A 13,524-nucleotide genomic window follows, 5' to 3' on the forward strand; every position below is an offset into this window, starting at 1 on the left:
CAGACCTTACATCCACGATCAAGCACCATTCTATCACCAGGATCAGACCGCCATGATTGCGACCAAGAGCTCGCCGATTGATCAACTCTGCGCTCAACTCGATGAGATTGTGCTGATCGATCCCCATTCGCATATCAACCCTCATGCAGCGGCTTCGAAAAATCTGGGAGATATACTCGGATATCATTATTTCACTGAACTGGCCCATTCAGCCGGCATGCCCAGAGAAGTGATTGAAGCTCCAGGGATAACCGCCAAAGAAAAGGTTGGGCGAATCGTTGAAGGTCTTGCACACCTGGATAACACGATCCAGGTCAAATGGCTGATTGAACTGTGCGAGCGTTTCTTTGGTTTTCAAGATGATCGACTGACTCCAGACAATTGGGAGGCATTGTACGATCACTCAGAAAAGCTGATGTCGGCACCGGATTGGGAGCAAACCGTCCTGCAGAAAAGTCAACTTGAAGCTGTATTTCTGACCAATGACTTTGATGATCCACTCACCGGGTTCGACACCAAAAAATACATTCCCTGTTTAAGAACTGACGATCTTGTCTTTCATCTGCAGAAGCCTGAAGTCAGACAAAGACTGGCCAAAGCCACCGGCTTTGATTGTGCAACCCCCGCCAAGTTGATTCATGCCATCGGGCAGCTCTTTACCCATTTCGTTTCCCACGGAGCCAAAGCCTGCGCCATTTCTTTACCACCTGATTTTGAACCGACTCCCGTCAGTCACGTTGACGCCGAAGGCCCCTTGAGGGCTGCGTATGCAGGCCATGTGCTGACGACTGAGCAATCGCAGATTTTGAGCCGCTTTGTCTTCTGGACAATTGCGGAATTCTGTTCAGAGCACCACCTGCCATTTGACCTCATGATCGGGGTTAACCGGCGAGTCTATGAATCCGGTGTCTATCAGGGGCAGGACCTGTTCGATCAGCGGGTCTCGCTGTATCAGTACCGCCGCCTGTTCAATGCCTTCCCGAGAGTCAAGTTCCCGATCTCTGTATTGGCGCATGCGAGCAATATGGAACTGGTGAGCTATGCGTGGATCTTTCCGAACGTGATTGCGAATGGACACTGGTGGTATTCGAACATTCCTGCGTTCATTGAACCTGATTGCCGCAGCCGTCTGGAAGCCATTCCTCGCAATAAGAACATTGGCTACTACAGTGACATGTACAAACTGGAGTTTGGCTGGCCGAAGTTCCAGATGTATCGCCGGGTTCTCGCCAAAGTGCTCTTCGAAGATTTTGTGGTCGGACGCCACTGGTCGGAAGAGAGAGCGGTCGAACTGGGGCGGCAGATCCTTCGAGGCAACGTAGAGACCATCTTTTCGGGAGCGTGCTAGAAGTTCATTCATAGTCTGAATGAACTTGCCAGCCGAAATTCTGATGTTGAGTCCGGGAAATCAGAGCAATCGAGCCGCCCGCGACTTGGAGATGTGGTCATTTGTCCTTAGAATGCCGCTATCCTATTCATCATCACGACTGATCAGCTTTTTTGATCCTTACTTCTCATGCCTTTCCGGAGTCGAACATGGCCAAATTGCTCCTGCTTCAAGGAGGGGAAGCCACCCCTTATGAAATCGCTGGTGGCGAAGTGGTGCTGGGGCGACATCCTGAATGCTCGATCCAGATCAACTCGAACATGGTTTCCCGCAAGCATGCTCGAGTCTTTTCTCACGATGATGGCTTCGTCATTGAGGATCTCGGGAGTGGTAACGGCACGTTCCTGAATGGCAAAAAACTCGAAGCAGCGACAAAAATCAAAGATGGCGACCGCATTAAGCTGGGTCCCATTCTCCTGCGATTTGAAGATCCGGATAATCCTGCCAGTCGCCCCGCGCTGGCTCCAGGAAGTGGAGTCAGTGGAGCCGGAAACCAGGCAGCTACAGCGACTTTCAATCTCGAGTTTGCCTCTGGCGATGACGATGTCGCCACTGTGATGGGAACATCCGGGCGTGTCGAAGGGTTTGGCGCCCTGGAAGTTCAACCCGAAGCCAAACTGAAGGCCGTGCTCGAAATCAGCCGTGCCTTAGCAGGCAGCACTGATCTTGATGGATTGCTCCCCAAGATACTCGACACGCTGTTCAATATCTTTCCACATGCGGATCGTGGCGTTGTTCTCTTCAAAGAAGACGATGGCAAACTCATTCCGCGAGCGATTAAACATCGTCGCTCAGACGAAGATGAATCGGTGAAATTGAGCCGGACAGTTCTTAACACTGTGCTCGAGCAGAAAACAGGGATTCTTTCGGCAGACGCAACGAACGATTCTCGTTTTGAAGCCAGCGAATCAATCTCGGCTCTCACCATCCGCTCGATGATGGCTGTCCCCATGCTGAGCGTCGCCGGTGATGTTCTGGGTGTGATTCATATCGATACTCAGAATGCCTTCAACCAGTTTAAAAAAGATGACCTCGATCTGTTGATCGCGGTTGCTGGTCAGGCGGGTCTTTCTTATGAAACCGCTCGACTCATGGTGACGGCTCTGGAAAAACAGAAGCAGGACCGTGAAATGCAGATTGCCGCCAATGTGCAACTGGCCCTGCTGCCGGAAAGTCTTCCCAAAGTCGATGGTTACCAGTTCTACGCCTCTTACGATTCGGCACAGGCAGTAGGTGGCGATTACTACGACTGCATGCAACTCGAAGGTGATCGCGTCTTCTTTGCTTTTGGCGATGTGGCAGGGAAGGGTGTGCCTGCTTCACTGGTCATGTCCCGAATTTCCAGCGTCGTGCAGAACGTGATGGCCTTCGTGACAGACGTTGGCGTCGCTGTCGGACGAATTAATAATCAGATGTGTGCAAAAGCTGTCGAAGGCCGGTTTGTGACCTTCGTCCTGGGCGTCATTCATACGCAAACGGGCGAAATGTCTCTCGTAAATGCCGGCCACATGCCCATCATGATCCGCAAGGCCGATGGGACAGTCGAAGAATTCGGAGCCGAAGCCGTCGGTATTCCTTTAGGGGTCATGGAAGATTACCCCTTCGATGTGGTCACGAGACAAATTGCACCAGGCGAGACATGCCTGATCTACACCGATGGTGTCAGTGAGGCCATGAATCACAACAGTGATCTTTACGGCATTGAACGGATTCGCGAACTGATGCATGCCCACGGGCATGAAGGGGCCGAAGAGTTAGGACGGACGATCCTGCAGGATGTCCGCCGCCATGCCAATGGTCGTCCTCAGAACGACGACATCACGCTGATGCTCTTCAGCCGTCTTGGCTGAAATGGTTACTGAATGTGAACAGCGTCGGAGAGATGATTCGAACATCATCCCTCCGACGCTGTTTTCATTAGCAGATTTCTCTCTTCAACTTGTCATTTACAGCCGAGGCGCTGCTGGTTTGATGGGTGCCTGCCAGGCATTGGCCCCTGAGACTTTGATCTTCCGCTTGTAAACCCGATCACCTGCCGTGATGAACAGCGTATCGAACTCAGGGCCGCCAAAAGTCAGATTCGAGACTTTCCCATTGGGTGAAGGAATGATGCAATTCACCCGCCCGGCCTGATCGCAGACTTGTAATCCCATCCGCGTGGCGACCCACAAGCGGCCGTTCTTGTCGGTTCTCATGCCATCGGCGCCACTGTCGTCGGCGGTATCAGGCATGTGCAGATGGTAGTACTTCTGCTTGAACGAGAGCGTCCCATCAGGCTGAATCTGGTAGCTGTAAACCCAGTGCGATCTGGAGTCCGAAACATAGAGCAGGCTCTGATCGGGCGAGACTGTAATCCCATTCGAGAATTTGAGCCCGGTATCAACCACTTTGGCTTCACCCGACTTGGGAATGAACCAGATCTTGCTCGGCTCAGTTCCCGACCAGCCCGGCTCTGTCACGAAGATATTGCCATTGTTCAGGACCACCAGATCGTTTCCGCGGAATCCTTTGGCGATCTCCGTTACCTTCCCATCAGGACTGGTCGCCACAATCTGCTGAGATTTTCCAGCGACCGTATAGAGTCGGCCATCAGGGCCAAAGGCCTGTCCGTCACCGTTATTGGTCTCTTTGCGAAAGACTTCAACACCCTGGCTGCCAACTTTGTAGGTCGTCGAGTTCGGGACATCATTAAAGAAGACTTCGCCCTGAGCATTGACTGCCGGGCCTTCGGTGAATTTGTAGCCTTCGCCCACCAGTTCCCACTCTTCGCCGGGAATGAGAATCTCCTGCAATTGAGGAGAGCCTTTGCCAACCTTGATACCTGCGGCATGATCCTTCCAGAGCCATTTCATTGCCTCGGGAAAAATCTCTGTCGCGTGCTTACCGTTGTGGCCACCATCACCCCAGGAGTGATTCACTTCATACCCGGCGAAGACGAGTGATCGCTCCATGGCCTGATTGGCAATCCACCAGTCGCCGCCATAAATGTTCAGATCGTTTGTGCCGTCTTCGAGAAAGACTCTCAAAGGCTTTGGCTCGTACTTGCGAATCAATGTCGGATAGTTCTGGCCTCCGCGCAGACCGACATAAGTTCCAATGGCACTGAAGACCCGGCGGAAGGAGTCGGGACGCTCCCAGGCGACAGTCCAGGCGCAGATGGCACCGCTGCTCGAGCCACCTATGGCACGATCATTAGGATCTTTCGAAAGCTTGATCGGGCGCCCATCACTGGTTTTCAGCTTCTCAACTTCCGGTAACAGTTCTTCAATCAGGAAGCGGGCATAACCATCACCAAGGCCATCATATTCGAAGCTGCGATTGAAACGATCGAGCTGGGTTTCCCCGTTGACTGCGGGGACCTTCCCGTGCATGACGAAGACACCAATCGTGACTGGCATGTCTCCCGAAGCAATCAATTGATCAAACACAGCCGGTGCGTTGTACTGGATGCCATCCTGATTCACATAGAGTGCTGCCGGCCTCTCGCCTGTGTACTGCTGAGGAACGTAGACCCAGAAATCCCGTACAGTTCCCGGAAAGATTTTGCTGGAACGAAACTGATGCTTCGTCACCTCGCCTTTAGGAACATCGGCAGCAGAGGCTGCATGAGAAACCAGACTTTGAAGCAGTACGAAACCTGCAAGTACCGCAAATGCGATTTTCATCCATCGGCTCAACACGACACCCATCATCTTTAGACTCCTGGCAACACATCAGTCAATCACGATGCGTGCAGAGTCTAGCAAGATTGGTGTCTCAATTCCTAATGATCGCTGCGCAATCCGTTCATCAATGTCGATCTGCAAATTGGGAGTGGCTGCGAACTGCCATCGCCTTCAATTCCTGGTAGCGAACTGCCATTGATCGGCCTGTTCGAGAACGGCTTTCGCTCCGTCACCTTGCAGCCATTTTTTGGCGTTCTCATCATCTCTCAAGTAACAATCCCAGAAGGCGGTCGACAGCGAGAGAATCACCTTGTGATGATTGGGATTCCGCCCCGTCCCTCGCAAAGTACGAATGCGCGGTTCTCGTTCGCTGAAGACCGAATGCTCCGCTCCATCGAGAACGAGTTCATAGCGGTCGATGGTTTCGGGCAGGGCAGGGTAGACCTTCCGCCGAGATTCAGGCGTCTGCCCACCCACTGGAGAATCATCTTTGGTTCCCGTCATCAACAGCATTGGACGATCAACTCGCCGGAAGGCCTCTTGGGGTGAACCTGCCAGAGGAATGGATGGGCTATAGGCAATCCCGCCTGTGATTTCAGGCACTTTGAACTGATTTCCCACCCGTGCATTCCCTTGTCCCAAAACTCCCTGCGTGGTCTGTGCCCCGAAGGAATGCCCTGATATCCCGATTCGATCCAGATCCATGCGACCTTTCAGAGGATGGCCAGCCAGTTTGTTCCACTGAGCTAACGCACCAACCAGGGCTTTGACGTCCTCACAGCGAAGTTTGAGATTCTCATAGTTGGCGGCCTGCTGCATGGCGGGCATGATTTCGGCTGGCTTCTTCCCCTTCCAGACCGATTCATCACTTCCGGGATGCTGCAGAAAAATGCAGACATAACCACGCCCGGCCAGATGTTCCCCCAGGTAGCGATTGTTATCACACGAACCGCCCAAGCCATGACTGAAGAGCACAACTGGTTGAGGCTCGATGTTTTCAGGCAGATAGAAGCGAAGGGGAATGGTTCTAGAGCGTGCCGTATCAACCAACGAATAGGTTTCGGTCGAAACTTTGCCGCTCGTCGTCAGTGGAGCGTAATCAGCACCTGACGCAGCCGGGAAAGTGAGTGTGGTCGAGGAAATCGAACACAAGGCAGCGATCATCAAGAAAAATTGATGGGTTATGCTCACGATACTCCGCCTGTTCCATAAAGGAATTGGGTTCAAAGCTGGCAGCAGTGCGATCGCGACGTGCTGAGCAACTCGTACTTATTCAATTCCGATCTGCGAAAGCGGTTTCGCACCAAATGCATGCTTTTGAAAAAGAACAGGTTCAAATCGCAACATCAAGACATGGATCGGCGAAACTGTTAACCGGCGCAAATCATCAGGCGATCAAATCTTTGACGACTGTTCCATGAACATCCGTCAGGCGGAAATCTCGCCCGGCATAGCGGTACGTCAGCTTTTCGTGGTCAAACCCGAGTAACGCGAGGATCGTGGCCTGCAGATCATGGACGTGAACCTTCTTCTCAACAGCCTGAAATCCGAAGGGGTCGGTGGCTCCATAAACCTGACCACCTTTGACACCACCACCTGCCATCCAGACAGTAAAGCCCCAGTGATTGTGATCCCGGCCGTTGATCTTACCGGCATTCGAGCCAGCCGTAGGCATCTCGACGACCGGAGTGCGTCCAAATTCACCGCCCCAGATCACCAGCGTTTCGTCAAACAAACCACGCTCTTTCAGGTCCGTTAACAATTGGGCGATCCCGCCATCAATCTGCCCTGCCAGACGACGATGCCCCTCTTCGAGATCATCATGGTTATCCCAGGGCTGCCCTTCGCCATGCCAGAGTTGAATAAATCGCACACCCCGTTCCACCAGCCGTCTGGCAATCAATAACTGACGCCCCTGCACAGAATCCCCATAAGCTTCGAGAATGTGCTTGGGTTCTTTCTGAATATCGAATGCATCCGTCGCCTCCATCTGCATACGATACGCCAGCTCAAAGGAATGAATGCGGGCATCCAGAGCGGCATCTTCCGCTCGCTTCGCCTGATGCAATTGATTCAGCTTCTGCAGCAAATCGAGTTGCCGGCGCTGTTCAGGCAGTGAAGCCACATGACTCTTAATGTTCTCAATGAGCTTCTCAATATCGCGATGACGCGTATCGATATGTGTTCCCTGATAGACACCAGGCAAAAAGGCCGACCGCCAGTTCTGCGTCCCCGTGATCGGCAGACCATTGGGACACATGGCAATAAAGCCCGGCAAATTCTGGTTTTCACTCCCCATGCCATAGGTCACCCACGCCCCCAGGCTGGGCCGCGCGAGGCGGGCGTCGCCACAATTCATCAGCATCAATGATGGCTCATGATTGGGAACGTCTGCATGCATCGAGTGAATGATGGCCATATCGTCGATGTGTTTGGCCGTCTTGGCGAACAGTTCGCTGACATAGACCCCGTTCTGGCCGTACTGCTGAAACTTAAACGGCGAGGCAAGGGCAGCGCCTGTCTTCCGCTCCGTCTTCAAAGTTTCGACGGGGAGAGCCTTGCCACCATACTTCTGCAGTTCAGGCTTATAGTCGAACGTGTCCACATGAGAAGGCCCGCCATTGCAGAAGATGTGGATCACATGCTTGGCTTTTGCAGGGAAGTGGGCAGGGCGGGGCTGCATCGGAGATGAAAACTGCTTGGGCCCGGCAGAAATTTCCGCCATGGCCTGTTCAGTCGTCATTCCCGCCAGAGCCAGTGCACCAAAGCCACAACCCGATCGGGCCAGAAACTCTCGGCGTGATGAATAAAACATGGTTAACCTGCCTTGTCGATCAAGGGCTGCGAAATTACGTCGTGCCACTTTTGATTCGGATCTATGTCACTTGATTCACAGGGCTACATGCCGGTTGGCAGCCGTTGAACACCAAAATTCTTCAATCGACAAACAAGTACTCATTGGTCATCAGCAATACCTGAGCCAGTTGCTGCCAAGGTGTGAGATGCTGATCTTTTTTCTCGGCATTTTCAGCAGGTTTCCCAGTGGAACCTGTCATCACAAATTCAACGGCCAGCTTCTTCTCTTCAGGTGTGGGCACCCGGCTGAGAACCCGCTTGTAAAGCTCGGTTACGGCTTTATCCCCATCGTTGGCGGGCACCTTAATCGATGCTGCCAGCAATCGGGTCTGATCGGCCACAAACTCGGAATTCAGGAAGAATAACGCCTGCTGAGGAACCGTCGTTTGCGGGCGAGCGGGAGCACTGGCATCGGGATCGGCAAAATCAAAAGCCCGGAATGTCCCCGGTAGATCATTGCGGTTAATCAGTGCATAGACCGTTCTTCGATGCTCTTTGGGGTCTGTCAGGCTGCCAAATGGTCGCCCTCCATGAGATTCATCCAAGGTTTGCGAAACAAACAGCATCGAGTCGCGCATAGCCTCCAGGCTGAGTCTTTGCCGGGGCATGTAGCTGAGCAGTCGATTCTCGGGATCAACCGTCAGCGATTTTTCTGTAGGCGTACTCGCCTGACGATAAACCGCCGATTTTAAAATCAGACGATGCAGTTTCTTCACTGACCATCCCGAACGAATGAATTCGCGGGCCAGATAATCGAGCAATTCCGGATGGGAAGGGGGTTCGCCACGAATTCCAAAATCACTCGCTGTACGCACCAGTCCATTACCAAAATGCTGCTGCCAGACACGGTTCACCATCACTCGAGCTGCCAGATGCTGAGCAGAACCCGTGATCGCTTCTGCCAATTCCAGGCGTCCGCTCCCTTTTTTGAACGGCGCCCCCGTAGGATTCAAAACCTTCAGGAACTGCCGCTGAACTTCATTTCCCTGTCGGCCCGGATTACCTCGCTGGAAGACACGCTGGCCACCGATTTTCTCGCGATCCAGCAACACCATCGCTCTGGGCGGAGCACCGGGGGAAGTGACCTTGAGTTCTTCCACCTTGCGGCGTTTTGCCCGCAGGTCGTCGTTCATTGCGCGGTCAAAGGCCTGTCGAGCCTCGTTGATTGTCCATTTTGTCGGTGAGGCATCTCCATAGAGTACCACCCGCAATTGCTCTTGAGACCCTTCCACAAAGGCTTTGGAATCAGGATTCTGCTTGAGGTATTCCTGCCAGGCACCGTCAATCTCACGGAACAATTCGCCATAAAGGCGAGCCAGATCGTATAAGTTGACCGGCTTCTTCTCTTCGAGTTTTTTGAGCAGTAGAGGATGAACTGGCTTGCTTCCTTCACCCGAGGCTTTCGCCTTTGTGATCAGTTCATCCAGCTTAGAAGAAAACTCGCTGGCCTTGAGCCCGAAGGTGTCGTACCAGACACCGAACACCAGTTGATTTCTGTCACGATGATTGTTCAACCAGTCGCGCCACTGATTCACCATGCGTGGCTGCGGTTCCTCGCCTTCAATCTTCATCTGAGCGTCATCACGTGCAGGGGATGACTGCTTGATCAACAATTGCAGAATCTCTCCCACTCGATGCCTCATCGAGTGCTGGACTTTCTCAAAGTACTTCTGCTCGGCCTCATCGACAACTTTTTCCCGCTTTGCCAGTTCTTCGAGAAACTCCTTATAAGCCTGCGAATCCCCTGGCTTGCCAATCTCGGGAAGCTCTTCCGGCTCGTAAGAGGCCTGAAAAATGCCATAAAAACCGTAATATTCATCGATCGAGACCGGGTCGAACTTATGATCGTGGCACCGGGCACATTGCACTGTCATGCCCAGAAAACCACGCATGGTCACATCAATGCGGTCATCGATAATGTCATGTGTATTGTTGAGATAACGCCTGCCGGTCGTCAGAAAGCCCAACGCGGCCAGATGCATCTTGTCTGGCCCGGCATCCACCTGATCGGCCGCCAACTGGTACTTAACGAATTCGTTGTAAGGCATGTCGCTGTTGAATGCCTGAATAACCCAGTCACGGTAGGTATAGGCGTATGGGTAACGATGCTCGTCTGTGAAAACATACCCTTTGGTATCGGCATATCGAGCCACATCCAGCCAGTGGCGTCCCCAGCGCTCACCATAACGTGGAGAATCGAGCAATCGATTGACGACTGTCTCTTCAGCACTTGGCGACCGATCTGACATGAAGGACTGAACTTCCGCAAAAGTTGGTGGCAGTCCATGCAGATCAAAGGTCACTCGACGAATCCATTTCGCTTTATCTGCAGCGGACGACAGATCGAGGCCCACTCCCTCCAGCTTATGAAGAATGTACTGGTCGACAGGTGTTTTGACCTTGGAACGATTTTTTACTGAGGGAGGAGGGGATTCATTGAGTGGTTGAAATGCCCAGTGCTTTTCACGGGCCACTTGAGGATCGCGGAGATTATCGCCAGAGGGCGCCCCATCCTGTGCCGATTTTGGCCAGACAGCACCCGCATCAATCCAGCGTTTCAGGTCGGCAATCGCAGCTTCGGGTAACTTCCCTTTCGGAGGCATCTGAATGTCATCATCGCGGTATTCGATCACTTTGAAGAGTCGGCTCTCAGGGCTCTTACCTGGGAGGATCACATGGCCTGAAGAAATTTTGGCTCGCGATGAAGTGATTGAATCGAGGCGGACATCGCCTTCCTGTTTTTTGGGGCCGTGACAATCGAGGCAATGCTCGACCAGGAGCGGACGAACGCGGTTTTCAAAGAACGCCACTTGAGCGGGGTCAGCCGCGTCATCGGCCTGAGCGACGGCAGGTATCGCATGAGCAACAAGCATCAGGAGAACCAGGACTGCGTACTGCACGAAATGGCGGCCCCTGGAACTGTTTCCAGTCGTACCTGGATCGATCAGACGAAGCTCGCGAAGTGTCAACATGTCGTATCACCGTCGGCAGGGCAGGGGAGAGTCAATGCAGGAGGGCAAATGATCGGCAGGAGTTTCATGCGAACATGATCACATCAAACTTTCTTTACTTATTGTGTCGGTCATTTCGCCAATCATCAAGGGAAAATTATGCCCGGCCGATGCAATCCGCATGATGTCACGAAGTCAACAGCCATAAAGCAACGAGCCCGCCAGAATTTCTCCTGACGGGCTCGCTTGAGGCCTTTATTCAATTCGAAGCAGCCATTACGTCTTTGCCAGACGTTCAGCTTTTTCCTTCTTGCGTTTTTCGACCACTTCGTCGACCAGGTTGCGTGGCAGCATGGAGTAGCGGCTGAATTCCATGGTGAACGTACCCTTACCCTGCGTCATCGAACGCAGTTCGTTGGCATAGTCGAACATCATGGACAGAGGAACTTCAGCACTGATGACGGCAGTTCCCAGGTTGGTATCCGAGGAATTGATCACACCACGCTTGCTGGAGAGCTGCCCTGTCACTGAACCCTGGAACTCTTCGGGAACTTCCACTTCGAGCTTCATGATCGGCTCCAGCAGACCGATATCGGCCTTCTTGAGCGTATCACGCATACAATCGAAACCGCAGATGTCGAACGCCATTTCCGAAGAATCGACGTCGTGGTAGCTGCCGTCCTGCAGAACCATACGGACATTCACCACTTCGCACTCGCAGAGTGGCCCCTTGACGATCCCGCGCTGGAAGCCCTTATCCGTTGGAGCAATATACTCCTTCGGAATACGACCACCGGAAACGTCATTCACGAATTCATAAGGCATCACGCTGTCTTCAGGCAATGGTTCCAGGTAGCCCACAATGTGAGCAAACTGACCTGAACCACCGGTCTGCTTCTTGTGCTTCCAGTTGAATTCCACCTTCTTGGTCGGTGTTTCGCGGTAAGCCACACGTGGCTGACCAACGATACATTCGACGCCATATTCTCGCTTGATGCGCTCTACATAAATATCGAGGTGCAACTGCCCCATACCGGCAATCAGCGTCTGACCAGTTTCTTCGTCAGTCAAAACGCGGAAAGTCGGATCTTCACGGCGGAAACGTTCCAGAGCTTTGCCGAGCTTGTCTGCCCCATCGCGCTTCACTGGCTCGATCGAGAGACGGATCACGGCGTCAGGCACGAAGATGCTTTCCAGCGAATAGTTCGTGCCTTCTGCGCAGAACGTATCCCCCGATGCACAATCAACACCCACCAGAGCCACAATGTCACCAGCTTCACCCGTTTCAATATCTTCACGGCTGTTGGCGTGCATGCGCACCAGTCGGCCAAAGCGCACTCGCTTGCCCGTACGGGTGTTAACATAGCTATCACCCTTAATGATCTTGCCCTGATAGATACGGGTGTAAGTCAACTGACCAAACTGCTCGACAACGGTCTTGAAGGCCATACAGACGAGCGGCTTAGCAGGATCTGACGAGAGCGGTACCCGGTTCCAACCTGGCTGAAGGGCCGAAGTATCCGCTGGCGGCTTCATGTCGTTGTCCATGGCCGACAGTTCGCGATCCAGCGGGCTGGGCAGGTAGTATGTCACTGCATCGAGCAATTCCTGCACACCCTTGTTCTTGTAAGCCGTGCCCATCATGACAGGAACGATCTTATGTGTCAGCGTGCAATCGCGAATGATGGGACGGAGTTGTTCAGCGGAGAGTGGCTGCTCTTCGAGAATCGCCATGGCCACGTCATCATTGAACATCGAGAGTGTCTCGAGCATGAACAGACGAGCTTCGGCAGCTTTCTCAGCATATTGAGCAGGGATTTCTTCATAGCGAACGACTTCGCCGTCTTCTCCATCGAAGAACGCTGCGCGCATTTCGACAAGATCGATGACGCCTTCGAAAGCTGCTTCACGACCCATGGGAATCTGCAGAGGGCAGGGGTTGACCATGAGCTTATCGCGCACCATCCCAATGACCTTCTCGGGATTGGCCCCAGTACGATCCATTTTGTTGATGAACGCAATGCGTGGCACCTTATACCGCTTCATCTGGCGGTCAACAGTCAGCGACTGACTTTGCACACCACCGACGGAGCAGAGCACGAGGATCGCACCATCGAGCACGCGCAGACTGCGTTCCACTTCCACGGTGAAGTCCACGTGGCCAGGAGTGTCGATGAGATTAACGGTGTAATCCTTCCACGTGACTTGCGTCGCAGCGGAAGTGATCGTGATCCCTTTTTCGCGTTCGAGTTCCATGTGGTCCATGGTAGCCCCGACGCCGTCCTTACCTTTCACTTCGTGAATCGAGTGAATACGGCCGGAGTAAAACAGAATGCGCTCGGAGAGCGTCGTTTTGCCGGAGTCAATGTGGGCCGAAACACCAATGTTGCGGTAACGGGATAGATCCATGATTTCAAAAATCCGTGAAAGGGACAGAAAACAACCAGACAATCAGAAACCTTGATTTGCCTCGGCAGATCAGCCGCCGGAGGAACTTCAGGAAACAAACCATCTGATCGACAGAAAGTGAGTGAAAAACAACTTCTGCGATCACTGGGGCTGAGGATGAAAACCCTGACGCAGAAAGAACTTAGGATTTTAGCATCGTTGAAAAAGGCGATGCTGTTCGGGGCAGTAATCAGTGGAATCGCAGTGATCAGTCAGA

Annotated in this window: 7 protein-coding genes; 2 read left to right on the top strand and 5 right to left on the bottom strand. The window is 52.9% G+C overall.

Translation table 11 applies throughout. The features are described from left to right. The first annotated feature begins 52 nt into the window (after positions 1-52). On the top strand, positions 53-1,348 hold the full coding sequence (locus PLIM_RS11125; protein ID WP_013110417.1) for a glucuronate isomerase: 1,296 nt from the start codon (positions 53-55) through the stop codon (positions 1,346-1,348). A 188-nt stretch (positions 1,349-1,536) separates the two neighbouring features. Continuing rightward, positions 1,537-3,237, top strand: coding sequence for a SpoIIE family protein phosphatase (locus PLIM_RS11130; protein WP_013110418.1), 1,701 nt, complete (start codon positions 1,537-1,539; stop codon positions 3,235-3,237). Between the two features lie 96 nt (positions 3,238-3,333). On the opposite strand, the gene PLIM_RS11135 is transcribed toward PLIM_RS11130, so the two are convergent. The 5 genes from PLIM_RS11135 to fusA form a co-directional block, all read right to left on the bottom strand. Then, positions 3,334-5,079 carry an SMP-30/gluconolactonase/LRE family protein gene (locus PLIM_RS11135; RefSeq protein ID WP_013110419.1) on the bottom strand — a complete coding sequence of 582 codons (1,746 nt, stop codon included), beginning with the start codon at positions 5,077-5,079 and terminating at the stop codon, positions 3,334-3,336. Positions 5,080-5,223: 144 nt separating this feature from the next. Further along, the gene (locus PLIM_RS11140) at positions 5,224-6,216 is read right to left on the bottom strand and encodes an alpha/beta hydrolase family protein (RefSeq protein WP_013110420.1); all 993 of its coding nucleotides are present in this window, start codon (positions 6,214-6,216) and stop codon (positions 5,224-5,226) included. Between the two features lie 223 nt (positions 6,217-6,439). Further along, complete coding sequence (locus PLIM_RS11145; protein ID WP_013110421.1) at positions 6,440-7,867, bottom strand: DUF1501 domain-containing protein; 1,428 nt, start codon at positions 7,865-7,867, stop codon at positions 6,440-6,442. 121 nt (positions 7,868-7,988) lie between these two features. Then, the gene (locus tag PLIM_RS11150) at positions 7,989-10,808 is read right to left on the bottom strand and encodes a PSD1 and planctomycete cytochrome C domain-containing protein (protein ID WP_196349438.1); all 2,820 of its coding nucleotides are present in this window, start codon (positions 10,806-10,808) and stop codon (positions 7,989-7,991) included. 327 nt (positions 10,809-11,135) lie between these two features. After that, entirely contained in the window at positions 11,136-13,268 is a 2,133-nt protein-coding gene (gene fusA, locus PLIM_RS11155) for an elongation factor G (protein WP_013110423.1), read from the bottom strand. Positions 13,269-13,524 lie beyond the last annotated feature (256 nt).

The organism is Planctopirus limnophila DSM 3776, assembly GCF_000092105.1.
In the GTDB taxonomy this organism is placed as follows: Bacteria; Planctomycetota; Planctomycetia; order Planctomycetales; family Planctomycetaceae; genus Planctopirus; species Planctopirus limnophila.